15 protein-coding genes are annotated in these 18684 nt (G+C 71.3%); 10 read left to right on the top strand and 5 right to left on the bottom strand.

Annotation, left to right across the window (positions count from 1 at the left end; all coding sequences use genetic code 11):
• Positions 1–12 precede the first annotated feature (12 nt).
• The gene (locus ACGFR7_RS23190; protein WP_393322332.1) at positions 13–813 is read right to left on the bottom strand and encodes a hypothetical protein; all 801 of its coding nucleotides are present in this window, start codon (positions 811–813) and stop codon (positions 13–15) included.
• Between the two features lie 284 nt (positions 814–1097).
• Here ACGFR7_RS23190 and ACGFR7_RS23185 point away from each other — a divergent pair, with 284 nt between their 5' ends.
• The 4 genes from ACGFR7_RS23185 (at position 1098) to ACGFR7_RS23170 (ending at position 5287) form a co-directional block, all read left to right on the top strand.
• Positions 1098–1703, top strand: a complete 606-nt coding sequence (locus ACGFR7_RS23185; protein ID WP_393322329.1) for a transglycosylase family protein — start codon at positions 1098–1100, stop codon at positions 1701–1703.
• Between the two features lie 240 nt (positions 1704–1943).
• Positions 1944–3203: a glycosyltransferase family 4 protein gene (locus ACGFR7_RS23180; protein WP_393322327.1), complete on the top strand. Its 1260-nt coding sequence runs from the start codon at positions 1944–1946 to the stop codon at positions 3201–3203.
• Positions 3200–4177: a hypothetical protein gene (locus ACGFR7_RS23175; protein WP_393322325.1), complete on the top strand. Its 978-nt coding sequence runs from the start codon at positions 3200–3202 to the stop codon at positions 4175–4177. The genes ACGFR7_RS23180 and ACGFR7_RS23175 overlap by 4 nt, the downstream gene beginning before the upstream one ends.
• 72 nt (positions 4178–4249) lie before the next feature.
• Complete coding sequence (locus ACGFR7_RS23170; protein WP_393322322.1) at positions 4250–5287, top strand: helix-turn-helix transcriptional regulator; 1038 nt, start codon at positions 4250–4252, stop codon at positions 5285–5287.
• Here ACGFR7_RS23170 and ctaD read toward each other — a convergent pair.
• The gene (gene ctaD, locus ACGFR7_RS23165; RefSeq protein WP_393322320.1) at positions 5175–6857 is read right to left on the bottom strand and encodes a cytochrome c oxidase subunit I; all 1683 of its coding nucleotides are present in this window, start codon (positions 6855–6857) and stop codon (positions 5175–5177) included. The two genes, ACGFR7_RS23170 and ctaD, sit on opposite strands and share 113 nt — an antisense overlap.
• A 521-nt stretch (positions 6858–7378) precedes the next feature.
• On the opposite strand from ctaD, the gene ACGFR7_RS23160 reads away from it, so the two are divergent.
• Positions 7379–7594 (top strand): I78 family peptidase inhibitor, encoded by a 216-nt coding sequence (locus ACGFR7_RS23160; RefSeq protein ID WP_350250135.1) that lies wholly within the window; start codon positions 7379–7381, stop codon positions 7592–7594.
• 107 nt (positions 7595–7701) lie between these two features.
• Here ACGFR7_RS23160 and ACGFR7_RS23155 read toward each other — a convergent pair whose 3' ends face one another.
• Positions 7702–8736, bottom strand: coding sequence for a phosphatase PAP2 family protein (locus tag ACGFR7_RS23155; protein ID WP_393322317.1), 1035 nt, complete (start codon positions 8734–8736; stop codon positions 7702–7704).
• Positions 8737–9031: 295 nt separating this feature from the next.
• Positions 9032–10225, bottom strand: coding sequence for a glycosyltransferase family 39 protein (locus tag ACGFR7_RS23150; RefSeq protein ID WP_393322314.1), 1194 nt, complete (start codon positions 10223–10225; stop codon positions 9032–9034).
• A gap of 211 nt (positions 10226–10436) precedes the next feature.
• On the opposite strand from ACGFR7_RS23150, the gene ACGFR7_RS23145 reads away from it, so the two are divergent.
• Both ACGFR7_RS23145 and ACGFR7_RS23140 read left to right on the top strand, forming a co-directional pair.
• The gene (locus tag ACGFR7_RS23145; RefSeq protein ID WP_393322311.1) at positions 10437–12089 is read left to right on the top strand and encodes an MFS transporter; all 1653 of its coding nucleotides are present in this window, start codon (positions 10437–10439) and stop codon (positions 12087–12089) included.
• 183 nt (positions 12090–12272) lie between these two features.
• Positions 12273–13490, top strand: coding sequence for an acyl-CoA dehydrogenase family protein (locus ACGFR7_RS23140; protein ID WP_393322308.1), 1218 nt, complete (start codon positions 12273–12275; stop codon positions 13488–13490).
• Positions 13491–13596: 106 nt separating this feature from the next.
• On the opposite strand, the gene ACGFR7_RS23135 is transcribed toward ACGFR7_RS23140, so the two are convergent.
• A complete protein-coding gene (locus tag ACGFR7_RS23135) occupies positions 13597–14046 on the bottom strand; it encodes a cell division protein SepF (RefSeq protein WP_393322305.1) in 450 nt (149 codons plus the stop codon).
• Between the two features lie 973 nt (positions 14047–15019).
• Between ACGFR7_RS23135 and ACGFR7_RS23130 the strand changes: the two genes are divergently transcribed.
• From ACGFR7_RS23130 to ACGFR7_RS23120, 3 genes are all read left to right on the top strand, one after another.
• Positions 15020–15919: a S1 family peptidase gene (locus ACGFR7_RS23130; RefSeq protein ID WP_393322302.1), complete on the top strand. Its 900-nt coding sequence runs from the start codon at positions 15020–15022 to the stop codon at positions 15917–15919.
• Positions 15920–16168: 249 nt separating this feature from the next.
• Complete coding sequence (locus ACGFR7_RS23125) at positions 16169–17092, top strand: slipin family protein (RefSeq protein ID WP_393322300.1); 924 nt, start codon at positions 16169–16171, stop codon at positions 17090–17092.
• A gap of 429 nt (positions 17093–17521) precedes the next feature.
• Positions 17522–18598: a S1 family peptidase gene (locus ACGFR7_RS23120; RefSeq protein ID WP_393322297.1), complete on the top strand. Its 1077-nt coding sequence runs from the start codon at positions 17522–17524 to the stop codon at positions 18596–18598.
• Positions 18599–18684: the final 86 nt, after the last annotated feature.

Here is an 18684-nt window from a genome sequence, read left to right as displayed (position 1 = left end):
GTGCCGGGGCCGTCAGGTGCCGGCCAGCGGCATCTCCGCGGCGACCAGGGTGCCCTTGGCCGCGGCCTTCTCCAGCGCCTCGCGCATCAGGTCCTCGCGGGGCTGGTGGCCGATGGAGCCCGCGGGCGCCGCGTACATCAGCACCGACTGTGCCTTGTTGGCCGCGGCGCGCCAGCCGTCGGAGACGGCCAGCGGCTGGTGGGCCTGCCACCAGGCCGCCTGCTGGCCGGCGCTGCCCGGCTGCAGGACGGCGTGCAGTTTGCCCATGGCCAGCAGCGCGGACCAGCCCGGGTTCGGGCCGGGGAGCTGGTTCATGTCCGTCACCGGATGGAAGCCCTGCTCCAGGAGCAACGGAAGGAAGTCGTCGTCCGGGCCGACCGAGCCGGGGCGGGCGATCGGCCCGTCCGGCTCGACCACCAGGGCCGGGCGCAGGTCGCCCTCGACCAGCACCAGACCGCAGGTGATCCCGAGGGTCGCCTGGCGTGGGGTGGTGGGGAGCGGGACGGCCGGTGCGGGAGCCTCGGGGGCGGCGGCGTCCTCGCCGGTGATGGAGCGCACGGCTCCCTGAAGCTGTTCCTCCGACACCGGGACGACCTGCGAGGGGATGCAGGTGGCATGGGCGAACGCGAGCACCGCGGTCTCCTCGCCCACGAACAGGACGGTGCTGGTGCGCTCCTGCTCGCTGTCTCCGGGGGTCCGGCAGGAGGTGCAGTCGTAGCTGCCGGGGGCGTCGCCACCGGCCAGCAGGCGGTCGGCTTCTTCGTCGCCGATCTCGGCGCGAACGTCGTCGCTGACGTCGAGCATGCGCGGCACGGGTGGCTCCTCGATCTCTGTGCGTCTGCCGGGTGGTCTCCCGGCTCGTACAAGGACAACGGGTGACCTGCGGCAGGAGTCACGCGAGGGCGGGAACGGAATCGAACCAATCCCCGCACAGCGGAAAACCGTGGAAAGGCGTCCCAGAAGCGGTCACATAACGCCAACTCTTGCGCAGAACCTGGTGCAGTCGGCGGTGTTCCGTACACCGGACCGGGTGGGGGCGTGGGCCTGAGGGCGTGGCGCGCTGGTCAGCGGCCGACGGCTGCTTACCGTCACCGGCTATGTCGGACAACTCTTCGGCGCCTCGGCGCTTCGTGGGATCCGTCGGGCTGCTCACCGCGGCGGCCGCCGCCCTGGTGCTGTGCCTGCCCGGCGACGCCGCCGCCGACGGTACCGGCGGCGGCCCCGGCGGCAAGGCCACGCACGCCTGCGCTGCCGACCAGTGGCCATGGGGGTGCCTCGCGGAGTGCGAGAGCAGCGGGGACTGGCACATCAACACCGGCAACACCTTCTACGGCGGGCTGCAGTTCTGGCAGCCCACCTGGGAGGCCTTCGGCGGCCTCGACTTCGCGGAGCGGGCCGATCTCGCCACCCGCAAGGACCAGATCAAGATCGCGAAGCGGGTGCAGGCCGCCCAGGGGTGGGGCGCCTGGCCGGTGTGCGCCCGGCGTTACGGGCTGATCGCCCCAGCGCGGACCCATGTCGTACGGCGCGGGGAGACGCTCGGCGAGATCGCCGAGAAGTACCAGGTGAAGGGCGGCTGGCGGGCGTTGTACAGCGCCAACCGCTCGACCATCGGACCGGATCCCGGCAAGCTGCCGGCCGGCATCGAGCTGCGGCTCCCTGAGGCGCCGAAGAAGCACTCCCGTCCGGCTCGCGACGACTGACCGGCGGGAGTTCGGCAGCAGGAGCGCCGCGGCGGGAGCGGAGGCGATCCGGGGTCGGGAGGTTCCATGACCCGGCTACCGATGACCTAACTTTTGCGGAACAACTTGGCGAAAGGGCCAACCAGGAACCCGTTTTCGCGGTCCTACCGTTCAGCAGGGGGAAGCGTCGCGCCGTCGGGAGGGGGGCGCGACGCATCCCACGGGGAGACCGGAACGAAAGACCAGGGGACACGGGGACGGATGCACATCTCATTCCTGATTCATAATGCCTACGGCATCGGGGGGACGATCCGGACGACGTTCAACCTCGCGCGCACGCTCGCCGAGCAGCACGACGTCGAGATCGTGTCCGTACTGCGCCACCGTGACGACCCGGTCTTCGACCTCGGCCCGCGCGTCGCGCTGCGGCATCTCGTGGACCTCAGGGAGAACAGCCCCGCCTACGAGGGCGCGGACCCCGCGCACGCCCGCCCCGCCAGGATATTTCCCGCCGCCGAGAACCGGTTCGGCCAGTACAGCGAGCTCACCGACGGCCGGATAGCCCAGCATCTGCGCCGGATGGAGACGGACGTGGTGGTCGGCACCCGGCCCGGCCTCAATGTGCACATCGCCAAGCAGGCGCGCCGCGGCCCGGTCCGGATAGGCCAGGAGCACCTGACCCTGGACACCCACAGCCGGGCGCTCAAACTCGCGCTGCGCAGCGCCTATCCGCGCCTCGACGCGGTCACCACCGTCACCGAGGCCGATGCCCGTGCCTACCGCCGCACGCTGCGGCTGCCCGGTGTGCGGGTCGAGTCGGTGCCCAACAGCGTGCCGGCGTCCGCCCTCGCGCCCGCCGACGGCAGCGGCAAGTGGGTCGTCGCGGCCGGCCGGCTCACCCGCGTCAAGCGCTATGACGTCCTCATCCGGGCCTTCGCCCACGTCGCCGCCGAGCGCCCCGACTGGCGGCTGCGGATATACGGCGGCGGCGCCGAGAAGGCCGCGCTGCGCGCCCTGATCGACGAACTCGGCCTGTACAACCACGTCTTCCTGATGGGCCCGGCCAACCCCCTGGAGCCCGAGTGGGCCAAGGGCTCGATCGCGGCGGTCTCCTCCAGCCTGGAGTCCTTCGGGATGACCATCGTCGAGGCCATGCGCTGCGGCCTGCCGGTCGTCGCCACCAACTGCCCGCACGGCCCCGGCGAGATCATCGACGACGGGGTGGACGGCAAGCTGGTCCCGGTCGGCAATCCCGAGGCGCTGGCCGGCTCGCTGCTCACGCTGATCAACGACGACGACGCCCGCAAGCGGATGGGCGGGGCCGCGCTGGCCTCGTCGGCCCGCTTCGACCCCGCCACGGTCGCGGAACGCCATGAAGGGCTCTTCGCCGAACTGCTCGCCCGCAGGCGGGGCCACCGGCTGCGCGGCAGCCTGCATCGCGCCCGGGGAGCCCTGCTCGGCGGCGCATACGCCACCAAGGATGCGGCCCGCGCCGCGATGAGAGGGGTGCGGACGGTATGACGGCGTCGAGCCAACTGACCGTGACCGGAGATGAGATGAAGGAGTCTTCCGCCATCGATCAGGAACCCAGAGTTCCGGTGAGTGCGCACACCCCGGGCCCCGAACGGACGGGGGAGCGGGGGACGGCGGCGGAGCCGGCGGAACTGCGGGCCGACTGCATCGCGGACTCCGCGGGCGGCCTCACCTTCGACCTGAACGTCCCCCAGGACACCCCCACCGCCTGGAGCGCGGCGCTGGTGCTGCGGCTGCGCGGCGGCGACGGCGCGGACGACGAGGTACGGCTGCCGCTCGGCCCGAACGGCGCCGGACGCCTGCGCGCCGTGCTGCCCAGCACCGTCTCCCTCGCCGAGGGCCGCTGGAACGCCTATGCCGACCTCGGCGACGGCCGGGACCCGCGACGCCTGCTGCCGGGGGTCAACGACCTGCGGTCACTGGTGGACCGCAGGCCGCTGGCGGGCATCGGCCGGCTCGGTGTGCGCATCCCGTACGCGACCAAGTTCGGCAACCTCGCGCTGCGCAGCTGGCTGCGCGGGCCGCACGCCGAAGCCGGTGACATCCTTGTCGCGCCCGACGGCATGACGGTCTCCGGCCGGCTCTACGGCACCGTGCCGGGCTCCGGCGCCCACGCCGAGGCACGGTCGCGCCGCGCCCCTGCCTCCCCGGACGCCGCACCGGCCACGGTCACCGTCCCGCTGACCGTCGAGGGCTCCCGGTTCACCTTCACGCTGCCCTACGAGGAGCTGGCCGGCCGGTGGCAGCAGGGCAGCGAGCCCTGGGACCTGTGGCTGCGCCCCGCCGAGGGCGCCCGGCCGGTGCGTATAGCCCGCCTGCTGGACGATGTCGCCGACAAGAAGCAGGTCTTCAGCTACCCCGCGCTGCCGGTGCCGGCCGCGGCGGAACAGCTGCGGATCGGCCCCTATTACACGCTCGACAACGACCTGGCCGTCCGGGTCGCGGGACCTGCCGAGAGCTGACGGAGCCGCACCCGCGGTCCCACTGACGCATTGCGGACCGCGGCTGTCCGCAAAGGCTGCGAGACTCGGGCCATGTTGGAGACCTCGGCACGTCTGCTCCGCCTGCTCTCGCTGCTGCAGGCCCACCGGGAGTGGTCCGGCGCGGAGCTCGCCGACCGGCTCGACGTCACCCCGCGCACGGTGCGCCGGGACATCGACCGGCTGCGCGAGCTGGGCTACCCCGTGCACTCCGCGCCGGGGACGGCAGGCGGCTACCGGCTGGGCGCCGGTGCCGAGCTCCCGCCGCTGCTGCTCGACGACGAGGAGGCGGTGGCGGTCGCGGTCGGACTGCGCACCGCCGCGGTCGGCGGCGTCGAGGGCATCGAGGAGTCCTCCGTACGCGCGCTGGCCAAGCTGGAGCAGGTGCTGCCGCACCGGCTGCAGCGCCAGGTCGGTGCGCTGAACGCCTTCACGGTCCCGCTGTCCGGCAGCGGGGGCCCGCGGGTGGACCCGAACCTCCTCACCGAGCTCGCGCACGCCTGCCGCGACTGCCGGCGGTTCCGCTTCGACTACACCACCCACGACGGCACGCTCTCCCGCCGCATCGTGGAGCCGCACCGCCTCGTCTGCGCCCGGCGCCACTGGTACCTCGTCGCCTGGGACGTGGACCGCGCGGACTGGCGCACCTACCGGGTCGACCGCCTCACCCCCACCCCGCCGCACGGGCCGCGCTTCACGCCCCGCCCACCGCCGGCCCCGGATCTCGCCGCGTATGTCTCCCGGGGCATCTCCACCCGGGTCTACGCCCGGCAGGCCACCGTGCTGCTGCACGCCCCGCTGGAGCGGGCCGCGGAGCGCATCGGCCCGGCCGCAGGGACGTTGGAAGCCGTCGACGAGCGGTCCTGTCTGCTGCGTACGGGGGCGCACAGCCTGGAGCTGATGGTGCTCCACATCGTGCTGACGGGGTTCGACTTCGAGGTCCGCGAGCCGCCGGAACTGCTCGACCGCATACGGGAGATCAGGGACCGGCTCTCCGGGGCACTGGCGGCGCCGCCGTCGGCTGCTTCCCCACCTCCGGATGGTGCAGATCGAAGGCGGGGGCCTCGGAACGGATCTTCGGAAGAGTCGTGAAGTTGTGCCGCGGCGGCGGCGAGGAGGTCGCCCACTCCAGGGAGCGGCCGAAGCCCCAGGGATCGTCCGCGGTGATCCGGACGCCGTGGCGGGTGGTCTTCCAGACGTTGTAGAGGAACGGCAGCGTGGACAGGCCGAGCAGGAAGGAGCCGACGGTGGAGAGGGTGTTCAGGGCCGTGAAGCCGTCGGCGGCCAGATAGTCGGCATAGCGCCGCGGCATGCCTTCCACGCCCAGCCAGTGGTGGACGAGGAAGGTGGTGTGGAAGCCGACGAACAATGTCCAGAAGTGGATCTTTCCCAGCCGCTCGTCGAGCATCTTGCCGGTGAATTTCGGCCACCAGAAGTAGAAGCCCGCGTACGTGGCGAAGACGACCGTTCCGAAGACGACGTAGTGGAAGTGGCCGACGACGAAGTAGGAGTCGGTGACGTGGAAGTCCATCGGCGGGGAGGCGAGGATGACGCCGGTCAGCCCGCCGAACAGAAAGCTCACCAGGAATCCGATCGACCACAGCATCGGCGTCTCGAAGGAGACCGAGCCGTGCCACATGGTGCCGATCCAGTTGAAGAACTTCACCCCGGTCGGCGCCGCGATCAGGAACGACATGAGGGAGAAGAACGGCAGCAGCACCGCCCCCGTGACGAACATGTGGTGCGCCCAGACCATCACCGACAGGGCCGTGATGGCCATCGTCGCCCCGATCAGCATGACGTAGCCGAAGATCGGCTTGCGGGAGAAGACCGGGATGATCTCCGTGATGATGCCGAAGAACGGCAGCGCGATGATGTACACCTCGGGATGGCCGAAGAACCAGAACAGGTGCTGCCACAGCAGCGCACCGCCCCACTGCGCCTCGAACACCACCGACCCGAACTGCCGGTCCGCCTCCAGCACCAGCAGCGCCGCCGCCAGCACGGGGAACGCCATCAGCACCAGGACCGAGGTGAAGAGGATGTTCCAGGTGAACACCGGCATCCGGAACATCGTCATCCCGGGCGCCCGCAGCACGATGATCGTGGTGATGAAGTTGACGGCACCGAGGATGGTGCCGAAGCCGGCCAGCGCCAGCCCCATGATCCACATATCGGCGCCGACGCCGGGGGAGCGGACCATCGAGTTCAGCGGGGCGTAGGCCGTCCACCCGAAGGCCGGGCCCCCGTACGGCGTGAGGAAACTGCCCAGCACGATCAGGCCGCCGAAGAGGAACAGCCAGTACGAGAACATGTTGAGCCGCGGGAAGGCCACATCGGGCGAGCCGATCTGCAACGGCATGATCTCGTTGGCGAAACCGGCGAATGCGGGGGTGGCGAAGAGCAGCAGCATGATCGTGCCGTGCATGGTCACCGCCTGGTTGAACTGCTCCGCGTCGATGATCTGCAGCCCCGGACGGGCCAGTTCGGCGCGCATCACCAGCGCCAGCAGGCCGCCCACCAGGAAGAATCCGAACGCGGTGATCAGGTAGAGGTGCCCGATCTTCTTGTGGTCGGTGGTCGTCAGCCAGTCGACCAGCACCGACCCGCGGCGCCGCGCCCTGGGGGGCCGCAGGTCCGCCTGGCCGGTGTCCGTAACCATCCGCTGCACCTCGTTCGTCGAAGGTGTACTGGGCCCGGCACATGATGCTCGCGCGGGGGGCGCAGAGCGAGGTGGCGCTCCGGTCCGTTCCGGTGGGATCGGGCGGTCCGGTGGACGGCGTGGTGGACGGCCCGGTGGACGGTGCCGGGGCGGCACGGAGGCGGCAAGCGGGGCGATGTGCGGGAAATGTGTGCGGAGTGTGTCTCGTTGGACAATTTCCCGGCGGCCGATAAAGAGCGTCTGGCGCGGGTAATCCGAAACTTACGGGGGATTATTTTCGGACGGCTTGCCGCTATGCGCCCAGTGACCCATTCCGTTTCGCATTTGATCAAGGCGGAATTGCGCTTGCTTAATTTTCCACCCGGTTGCGCCGTCACACGGCGCGTACGGGTGACGGAAGTTCCGGCAAACGCACCAGTGTTCGCTGTGACACAAGTGTGACCAAGGCCGGACCCGGAGGTCACCGAGGTGTGCGAGGGCCGGACTTCCGCGGGCCGCCCCGGACGCCTACGGTGGCTGTCATGGCTGACGTACCGAACCTTCCGGACAACCCTCAGGACGACATCGAGGCGTATGCCGGCCTTGCCCAGCAGGACGCCGAAGAGCAGGCCAGAGGGCGCGGCTGGAGCACGGTCCGCTCGCTGCCGCCGGGCGCGATCATCACCATGGAGTACCTGGCCGGCCGGCTCAATTTCGAGGTCAAGGACGGCACGGTGCACCGCACCTGGCAGGGCTGAGCGCCGTACGTACGACGAAGGCCCCGGCCGCTCCCTCCGAGGGGAGCGGCCGGGGCCTTCGCTGCGGGGCGGGGGTGTGCGTACCGGCCCCGCTGCCTGCGCTGCGCTCAGCCGTTCGCGTTCCGGCCGCGCCCGGAGATCGGGCTGAGCGGCGTGGTGCGCGAACGGTCCGCGTGCGGCGGCCGCCGGCTGCCCGCAGGGGTGACCGGGGCGCGCTCCGAACGGATGGTGTACGGGCGCGAGGGGTGGTGCGGCCAGGCGTCCGGGGTGTGGGCGGCGGACCGGCCGCCCGAACCGGCGGAGATCGTCTCGCGGACGAGCACCTCGCCATCGGGGGCGATGCGCTGCCGGGACACCCCGGGAGCCAGCGAGCCGACCGGCAGCGGGCCGCGCAGCGAATCGGGGCGCAGCCGCAGCCACAGCCGCAGCAGGATGCCCATGAGGCGGTCCTCGAACCAGGTGATCCCGGGCTCCAGCCAGGGCATCGCCAGCAGTACCAGCAGCCCCGCGGCCCAGCCGAGCAGCACATCGCTGACCCAGTGGGTGCCGAGGTAGACGGTGGTCATGCCGACGCCCAGCGCGCCCAGCGCGGCGATCACCGACAGCGTGCGGCGGCGCAGCGAGGTGGTCGCCAGGTAGGCCAGCACACCCCAGGTGACCACGGCGTTCGCGGTGTGACCCGAGGGGAATATGTCGCCCCCGAGCCCCATCTCATTGGCGCCGACCACCGTCGCGTAGTGCGGGCCGAGCCGCCCCATGCCGAGCTTGGCGGCGCCCACGGTGATGTTCAGCAGCAGCAGCGAGGCGCCGAGCACCAGCAGCGGGTGGAGGTTGCGCTGGCGCCAGCAGCGCCAGCCCAGCCATGCCGCCACCGCCACCGCGGTCGGTCCGCGCTGCCCCAGTACAACGAAGTAGTCGAGGAAGGCATGGATCTGTGGCCACTGCTTGTAGGGCCTGAAGAACATGACTTGCCAGTCGAACGTGACCAGCCAGGAGGTGGCCAGCACCCCGGCCACGATCGCGAGGTACACAGCCAGCGTTCCCCAGAACAGCCACAGGCGGGTCCGGGTCATGCTGGGCGGTCGGACGCGATCGGTCGGGCGCTGCTCCTCCATCTGGTCGAGCTTGTCATCGGTACGCACTCAATCGACGTTACCGCGTGTGATGTAGGTGCTTGGTCAAACTGTGCGCTTTGTAATGACGATGTGATGTGGAATGTGTCTCAATCGAGGCTTCGGAGCTGGGATTTGGCGGTGAATTCCCGGCGATTCTCAATCGCTTCCCGGGGTCCGCGTGTCGTCACCATGAGCGCCTTATCTGCTTTTCTCCGGCAGAGTTTATCCGCCCGTCGCCCGGGGGCGCGCGACGTCCCCCGAAGCGGTGTCACGGAAAGCGTTCGATCGGTTACGAAGGGTTGCCGCGAGGGGTTTCCAGGGGTCACGGCGGGCCCGAACCGTTCAGCCAGAACGCCCCGTACGCCGCGGAGCCGGCCGCCACCAGGCCGACGAGCAGCCAGGACCGGACCGGGTGCCGGCGCGCGAGTCCGGCCGCCAGGGGCAGCAGCAGCGGATAGGCCGGCAGCATCAGCCGCGGCTTGGACCCGAAGTAGCCCTTGGCGGCCAGTGCGAGCAGCAGCACCGTGCCGCCGTAGACCGCCAGCGGCAGCGGCTGGCCCTGCCGTACGCCGCACAGATACAGCCAGATCACCAGCCCGACGCCGAGGAGCAGCCCGAGTCCGGCCGCGAACGAGGGCCCCGACAGCTGGTCCCCGATGAAGGCACCGAAGGCGATCCCCCCGTCGAAGCCGTTGCCCCAGCCCTCCTGGACGTCCAGATAGCCGGTGAGCGAGCCCTGCCGCGCCGCCACCCACAGGAAGTAGCCGCACCAGCCGAGCGGGGCGAGCAGCACGCCGGGCAGCAGGCCCGGCCGCGCGCGCAGCGCCGCGCGCCCCCGTACGCCGCCGGCCCGCTGCCGCCGCAGCGTCACCGCCGCGGTGACCCACACCGCCGCGACCACCGCCGCACCCACCGGCCGGGTCAAACCGGCCAGCGAGGCCAGCACCCCCGCCCACGCCCAGCGTCCGGTCAGCGCGGCGTACAGGGCCCAGGCCGCGAGCGCGGTGAACAGCGACTCCGAGTACGCCATCGACTGCACGATCCCGACCGGCACCGCGGCCCACAGTGCCGCCAGGGCGACCCCGGCCCGGTGCCCGTGCAGCCGCTCGCCGGTCGCGTACAGCGCCCAGGCGGCGGCCAGCGACGCCAGCCAGGACACCACCAGCCCGGCGTCGGCGGGCGACAGCGGCACAAGGGCCGACAGCCCCCGCTCCAGAGCCGGCAGCAGCGGGAAGAACGCCAGGTCGGAGTGCACCTCTCCGTGCGGCAGTTGCACCGTGTAGCCATAGCCCTGTTCGGCGACCCGGGTGTACCAGAGCGCATCCCAGCGGGCGGCCAGCAGCGTGTGCCAGTCCTTGCCGTTGACCGTGGACCAGACCCCGAGGACGACGAGACCCAGCAGCCGGATCGCCGCGAAGGCCGCCAGCGCCGGCGCGGCCCGGCGCAGCGCGGCCCGTGCGGCGGGGACGTCGCACAGGGGCCGGCCGGGAACGGCCGCGGAGGCAAGATCGTTCATCCGGAAGATTATCCAGGTGGCCGAAGAACGATTGCCGACGGCGGGGTGGGGAACGCACGGCGCTGCGATGAGCGTCTCATCGTGAGGTGAGCCACGCGGCACCCACCGGGACTCGCGTAGTCTGACGTCTCTACTCGCTTGTGCCGCCGGTTCCACCGGGGCGTTTTCGCGCCCTGATCCGTGGCCGCGAGAGCATGACTGGAGGTGCTGCATGTCCGGGACGACCGCGTCCGGCAGTGGACGGACGGCTGGTGTTCCCCGGCTCACAGGCGGCGGCGCGAACCGCTGGACCGTACTGATCGTGCTCTGCGTCAGTTTGCTCTTCGTCGCACTGGACACCACGATCCTGTACGTCGCCGTGCCCTCCGTCACCGAGGACCTGCGACCGGGCCCGGTGGAACTCCTCTGGATCGTCGACGTCTACCCGCTCATCGCGGCCTCACTGCTGATCCTCTTCGGCACCCTCGGCGACCGCGTCGGCCGCCGCCGCATCCTCCTGCTCGGCTACGGCCTCTTCGGCCTGGCCTCGGCCGCCGCCGCGCTCGCGCCCAACCCGCAGATCCTGATGGTGGCCCGCGCCCTGCTCGGTATCGGCGGCGCCATGATCATGCCGGCCACGCTGTCGATCCTGCGGCAGGTCTTCCCCGACCGGCGCGAGCGTGCGGTGGCCATCGGCGTGTGGAGTGCGGTGGCCGCGGTCGGCGCCGCGGTCGGCCCGGTCCTCGGCGGCTTCCTCGTCGAGAACTTCTGGTGGGGCTCGGTCTTCCTCATCAACATCCCGATGATGGCCGCGATGCTGCTGATAGGCCGGTGGCTGCTGCCCGAGTCGCGCGGGGAGCGCAACGGCCCCTGGGATGTGGTCGGCGCGATCGTCGCGGCGCTCGGTGTGCTGGGCATCGTCCTCGGCGTCAAGCGGATCGGCAGCGGCGCGGCCGTGCTGGGCCCGACCACGCTCCTGCCCATCGTCCTCGGCGTGCTGCTGCTGGTCCTGTTCGTACGCCGCCAGCGCCGGCGCGAGCACCCGCTGATCGATATGCGGCTGTTCGTCAGGCCCGCCTTCGGCACCTCCGTCGGCTGCATCGTGCTGGCCATGCTGGCCCTGGTGGGCCTGCAGCTGATCGCCGTCCAGTACCTCCAGCTCGTGCTCGGGCTGAGCCCGCTGCAGACCGGCCTGCGGATGCTGCCGCTGGTCTTCGCCGCGATGGCCGCCGGCCTGACCGGCTCGAAGATGCTGCAGGCCCTCGGCCCCCGCGCGATGGTCTCCCTCGGCTTCGTGCTGACCGCCGTCGCGGTGCTCTGTCTGACCGCGATGAGCAGCCAGGACCGCCCGTGGCTGCTGTCCACGGGCTTCGTCCTGCTCGGCTTCGGATTCCAGTCCACGCTGTTCGGGGCGTACGAGTCGATGCTCAGCGAGGCGCCCGCCGAACAGTCCGGCGGTGCCGCCGCGATCGGGGAGACCTCCTACCAACTCGGCGCGGGCATCGGTGTCGCCCTGCTCGGCAGCGTCATGAACGCCGCCTACGCCCCGGGCCTGGCGCATGTGGACGGCGTCCCCGGGCGGGCCTCCGCCTCGGCCGCGCACTCCCTCGGCGAGGCCTACAAGGTGGCCGCCGGCCTGGGTGAGGGCGCCAGGGCGGTGCTGCGTGAGGCCGCCCGGGAGTCGTTCGTCCGCGGGCTGCACGTCACCCTCGTCGCCAGCGCCGTGCTGCTGCTGGTCGGCGCGGGGATCGCGCTGCGGCTGCCGCGCCGGGCGGCGGAGTCCACGGAGCGGGCGGAAGCGGACGGGGAGCCTGCTCCGGGCGACGGCACGGCCGGTGCCGGCCGCGGCAGCGGTGAGCCCGCCCCCGCAAGCTCCGGCCGCTGACCGGCGCTTCTCCCTCCGGGCGTCGCCGCCCCGCCTTGCGCGTGCCTGACCGGCCTTGCGCGTGCCTGCCCCGCCGCGCGGCGGTGACCCTTGCCGGGCGGCACCGCGGGCCGTACCGTCGGGAGCGAATAACTACCGCTGCTAGTTTTTCGCGCCAGCGCTGAACCCGCCGGAGGCCCCGTCATGCCCGCAAAGCCGTCCGCCAAGTCCTCGGCGTCCTCGGCGGTCCCGCCGTTCGACCCCGGCGACCCGCTGGGCCTCGACGATCTGCTCACCGACGAGGACCGTGCCGTCCGGGACACCGTCCGGGGGTGGGCCACAGGCCGCGTGCTGCCGCACATCGCCGACTGGTACGAGCGCGGCGAACTGCCCGGCATCCGTGAACTCGCCCGCGAACTCGGCTCCCTGGGCGCGCTCGGGATGTCCCTGACCGGCTACGGCTGTGCGGGCGCCTCCGCCGTCCAGTACGGCCTGGCCTGCCTGGAGCTGGAGGCCGCCGACTCCGGCATCCGCTCGCTGGTCTCCGTCCAGGGCTCGCTCGCCATGTACGCGATCTGGCGCTTCGGCTCCGAGGAGCAGAAGCAGCGGTGGCTGCCGGGGATGGCGGCCGGCGAGACCATCGGCTGCTTCGGTCTGACCGAGCCCGACCACGGCTCCGACCCCGCGGCGATGCGGACCCACGCCAAGCGCGGGAGCGGGGGCGACTGGGTGCTCAACGGGCGCAAGATGTGGATCACCAACGGCTCGGTGGCCGGCGTCGCGGTGGTCTGGGCCCGTACCGACGACGGCATCCGCGGCTTTCTGGTCCCCACGGACACCCCGGGGTTCTCGGCCCCCGAGATCAAGCACAAGTGGTCCCTGCGGGCCTCGGTGACCAGCGAACTCGTCCTGGACGACGTACGGCTGCCGGCCGACGCGGTGCTCCCGGAGGTCACCGGGCTGCGGGGTCCGCTCGGCTGCCTCAGCCACGCCCGCTACGGCATCATCTGGGGCTCCATGGGGGCCGCCCGCACCAGCTTCGAGGCGGCGCTGGACTACGCGAAGACGCGGGAGCAGTTCGGCAAGTCCATCGGCGGCTTCCAGCTCACCCAGGCCAAGCTCGCCGACATGGCCGTCGAACTGCACAAGGGGATCCTGCTGGCCCATCATCTGGGGCTGCGGATGGACGCGGGGCGGCTGCGCCCCGAGCAGATCAGCTTCGGGAAGCTGAACAACGTGCGGGAAGCGATCGAGATCTGCCGTACGGCGCGGACGATCCTCGGGGCCAACGGGATCTCGCTGGAGTACCCCGTCATGCGGCATGCGACCAACCTGGAATCGGTGCTCACCTACGAGGGCACCGTCGAGATGCACCAACTGGTGCTCGGCAAGGCGCTCACCGGTCTGGACGCCTTCCGGTGAGCGGCCTCGCCCGTTGACCCGGGTCGCTGCGTGATCCGGGGGCCCGCACACCGGCGGCTGCCGCCGCGAACCCCCGGACCCCCGGCCGGAAGCACGCGGGTCGCGCTCAACTCTGGTTGAAGAAACCGCCGTTGCGGTGGCCGCGGGCCTCGCCGCTGACGACCTGGTAGTCGGCGGGGGTCAGCAGGAACACCCGGGTGGCGACCCGCTCGATCGAACCGCGCAGGCCGAACGTCAGACCGGCCGCGAAGTCCACCACCCGCTTGGCGTCGGAGGGCTCCATGGCCGTCAGGTTGACGATCACCGGCACGCCGTCCCGGAAGAGTTCGCCGATGCCGCGGGCGTCCCGGAAGCTCTCCGGGGTGACCGTGGCGATGCGGGTGCCCTGGTCCTGGGCGGTCTCGTCGGCCACCCGGACCCGGGGGTCGGTGACCCAGGGGCTGTCACCCGAGTCGCCGGCATCGGGTCCCTCGGCGTAGTCGTCGTCGTAGTAGCGCTCGTCATCACTGTCGTCGACGAGGCCAAGCCAGGCGCTCGCCTTGCGCACCGATCCCATTGACGCCTCCTCTCACCCGCGGTGTCTGTGTGTGTACCCCTATCGTCGTCCATCAGGCCGACAGTGTGCCAAGTGGATAGCCGCCGCACGGGGGGTTCGTGACACATCTGGTGCAAAGAGGGTGGCGCGTCATCACCTTATGCGCCCCGTAAGGAAACTGACAGTATGAAGAACCTCACGGTCGGTACCTGACCCTCCGTTGACGGGAAGCGGTCAGCGGGAGGCGGACCGGACCGGCGGGTAGGTTCATGGGCGGGACCAGCGCACATGTCCCGGTGTTCGACGCCCCGGATCGGCGGACCTCCGGCGGGTCGGTCCGCGATGCCGGCGGGGCGGAGGGCCGGACGCGGGCAGGGCCGAGGGCTCGGATGCCGACAGGATGGCAGGCTCGGATGTCCTCAGGGTCGAGGGGCCGGTGCCCGGCTGTCGTCTCGAAGCCCGCCCCGCGCGGTCGGTCGACGGCTTCGCCCGCCCCGGACCCGGCGCGCTCGCCGTACCGTCCCACGTCGGGCCCGCCGCCGGGCGGACCGGCCCGCTCCCCGCCGTCGCCCGCACGCCCCGCAGGCAAGGAGCGGCGGTCATGAGGACCCCCGGCCGCATCCCCTGTCTCCTCCTGGTCCGCCGGCCTTCCCCGCCGCCCGGCCCCTGTGTGCCCGTCGCTTCGCCGGCCGGGGAGCGGAACCGCGTCGTCCGCCGATCCGTCCCACCCCCGACCGAGGGGGTCAGCGCCGCCCCGGCAGCCGTCAACGAGGCTGCCGGGGCGGAGTGTTGCGGGCGGGGCGGCCATGAAGCACGTGTATCCGGCACAAGACAATCGTGTGGCCCTCTTGCGCTGCGGGGGCGGTGCGCCCGAAACTCCGCTCAGCGCTTGTCAGGGGCACGTCGAAAATGAACGTGCGGATTCTTGCGTGCCCTTCGGCTGCGCCTCACGGGCTGCCCACCGGCGGCCCCCCGATCCCCCTCGGAGGAATCAGTGAGGAACGAGCGCACCACCCCCCGCAGCGGCATGGCGAGACGCACCCGGCTGATCGCCGTGGCGTCCGGACTGGTGGCCGTCGGCGCCATCGCCATCCCCACCGCCAATGCGCAAAACCCCGCCCCCGCAAGGACGTTCAGCGCCACCCAGCTCACCGCCGCCGGCCAGGCGGTACGCGGCGCGGATGTCGCGGGCACCGCCTGGCGGGTCGACAGCAAGACCCACACCCTGGTCGTCACCGCCGACCGCACGGTCTCCCAGGCGGAGATCGCGAGGATCGAGCGGGCCGCGGGCAGCAACGCCGATGCGGTCCGCATCGACCGGATCGCGGGCACCTTCCGCAAGTTCATCTCCGGCGGCGACGCCATCTACGCCCCCAGCTGGCGTTGCTCGCTGGGCTTCAACGTCCGCAGCGGCAGCACCTACTACGCCCTGACCGCCGGTCACTGCACCGACGGCAATCCGCCGTGGACCAACGGCTCCGGTGCGAGCATCGGCCCGACCACGGGCAGCAGCTTCCCCGGCAACGACTACGGCATCATCAAGTACACCGGCTCGGTCTCCCACGAGGGCACGGTCGGCAGTCAGGACATCACCAGCGCCGGCACCCCCTCCGTCGGCCAGACGGTCACCCGCCGGGGCTCCACCACCGGCATCCACAGCGGCAAGGTGACCGCGCTGAACGCCACCGTCAACTACGGCGGCGGCGACATCGTCTCCGGGCTGATCCAGACCACCGTCTGCGCCGAGCCCGGCGACAGCGGCGGCCCTCTCTACTCCGGGACCAAGGCGCTCGGCCTCACCTCCGGCGGCAGCGGCGACTGCACGTCCGGCGGCACCACGTTCTTCCAGCCGGTCACCGAGGCGCTGAGCGCCTACGGGGTGAGCGTCTACTGATACCGGCCGGCTGACGTCGTACGGACCGGTCCGCGCGCACCGGGACCCGTACGGCGGGGCAACCGTACCTATCGCCGGACCGGCTCCGGCGGCACAAGGGCCCCCGTCCACCGGTGGACGGGGGCTCCGTCGCGCCCGCTCGTGCCCGCTCGCGCCCGGTGTGAGCCTTCTCGCCCGCCTCCCCTGGCCGGGCATACCATGGTAAAAAGCGCGATTCGGACGGCGTGCGGCACATGTCAGGGAGCCGTGATGGTCGAAGAACTGGTGACGGCCGGGGTGGCGCTGGCCTCCGTGGGCGCCGTGTACCTCGTGGCCGCGGCGCGGGTGGTCAAGCAGTACGAGCGGGGTGTGGTGCTCCGGCTGGGGCGGCTGGCCTCCGAGGTGCGCGGGCCCGGATTCACCATGATCGTTCCGGGCATCGACCGGATGCGCAAGGTCAATATGCAGATCGTCACGATGCCGGTGCCCGCCCAGGAGGGCATCACCCGGGACAACGTGACCGTCCGGGTCGACGCGGTCGTCTATTTCAAGGTCGTGGACGCGGCCGACGCGGTCATCCGGGTCGAGGACTACCGCTTCGCGGTCTCGCAGATGGCGCAGACCTCACTGCGGTCGATCATCGGCAAGAGCGAACTGGACGACCTGCTGTCCAACCGGGAAAAGCTCAATCAGGGCCTGGAGCTGATGATGGACAGCCCGGCCATCGGCTGGGGGGTGACCGTCGACCGGGTGGAGATCAAGGACGTCTCGCTGCCGGAGACGATGAAACGGTCGATGGCCCGCCAGGCGGAGGCGACCCGGGACCGGCGGGCCCGGGTGATCAACGCCGATGCCGAGCTGCAGGCGTCCAAGAAGCTGGCGGAGGCGGCCGAGGCGATGTCCGACCAGCCCGCGGCGCTGCAACTGCGGCTGCTGCAGACCGTGGTGGCGGTCGCCGCCGAGAAGAATTCCACCCTTGTCCTGCCTTTCCCGGTCGAACTGCTGCGGTTCCTGGAGCGCTCCGGGCTGCAGGCCCAGGCGCAGACCGCGGTGTCCGAAGCGGAGCGGGCCGCCGAGCGGCGGTCGGCGGGTCCGGCGCGGCCCGGGGCCTCGGAGGCGGCCGTCGAGGGCGGCGAGGGGGGCGCGCCGACCCCGGAACTGGAGGACCTTCCGGACGCCGAGGAGCTGCCGTAGCGCCGGAGTGGGGATATCACCCCTGATGTCCGTTGGGACGCCGTATATGCCTGCTTAAGCAGTCACTTGCGGCGTTCTCCGCTGCACGGGGGCCGGTGCCCGGCCGCCGTTTTCCGGCCAGCTATAGTCCTCACACATTGCCGTCCGCCGAGCGACTGGTGTGCCTGCTGATGTCCGCACTCGGGGTCGAGATGTACGGACATCGGTGTGGCCTTCGTGTGGCGAAATGGTGAACTCCCGTATGTGAGACCGGAACCCGGTCTTGTGCGCGAGTGAGGCGGATGGCAATACTCGGCTCCGCATGTTGGCATGGACGCGCCTCCCGGGATCCGCTCCTCGGGCAGATCCGTCCCTGCTCCGATTCCTCACTCTCCGGGCCCGCGCAACTCCCCACAGTTTCCGGGCTCTTCCCCCCACGGAGGCTCTGACTTGAAGCACCGTCGCATACCCAACCGGCGCGTCATCGTTGCAGGTGCGGGAGCTCTTGCGCTCGCCGCCACCGCCACTGTCACCCTCGCCAACGCCAACGCGTCCACGGCCCCCGCGCGCACCCCCGCGCTCGCCAAGCTGACCTCCACCGCGGCGTCGGCCCTGGCCTCCCACCTCAAGACGGACACGGCCGGTTCCTTCTACGACGCCAAGGCCAAGAAGCTGGTCGTCAATGTGGTGAACAAGGCGCAGGCCCGGGCCGTGCGGGCGAAGGGGGCGGAAGCCAGACTCGTCGAGCACACCTTCGCCCAGCTCGACTCGGCCCGGCGGACGCTGAAGTCGAAGGCGACCATCCCCGGCACGTCCTGGGGTATCGACCCGCAGAGCAACAAGGTCGTGGTCACCGCCGACCGCACGGTCAAGGGCACCAAGCTGGACCGGCTCACCAAGGTCGCCAAGGCTCTCGGCGACAAGGTCGAGGTGCGCCACAGCAAGGGTGAGTTCACACCCTTCATCGGCGGCGGCGACGCGATCTGGGGGAGCGGAGCCCGCTGCTCCCTCGGCTTCAACGTCGTCAAGGACGGCAAGCCGTACTTCCTGACGGCCGGCCACTGCGGCAACGAGATCAAGAGCTGGTCCGACAAGCAGGGCGGCTCGGCGATCGCGACCACCGAGGACTCCAAGTTCCCGGGCGACGACTTCTCCCTCGCCAAGTACACGGGTGACACCGCGCACCCCAGCGAGGTCGACCTCTACAACGGCAGCACGCAGAAGATCACCAAGGCCGCGGAGGCCACCGTCGGTGAGAAGGTGCAGCGCAGCGGCAGCACCACTCAGGTCCACGACGGCACCGTCAAGGCGCTGAACGCCAGCGTCAACTACCAGGAGGGCACGGTCGAGGGTCTGATCCAGACCGATGTCTGCGCCGAGCCCGGTGACAGCGGTGGCGCGCTCTTCGACGGCGACGCCGCGATCGGCCTCACCTCCGGCGGCAGCGGTGACTGCTCCCAGGGCGGCGAAACCTTCTTCCAGCCGGTCCCGGAGGCCCTGAAGGCCTACGGCGCGAAGATCGGCTGACCCGCGCGCGGCGGCACACTCCCCTGGCGCACGGCGCCGGCTCCCGGACGCGCTCGACGTCCGGGGGCGGCGCCGGCCCACGGTGC

The organism is Streptomyces sp. NPDC048516 (assembly GCF_043199875.1).
Classification (GTDB): Bacteria; Actinomycetota; Actinomycetes; order Streptomycetales; family Streptomycetaceae; genus Streptomyces.
This window is presented reverse-complemented; position numbering and strand designations above follow the sequence as displayed.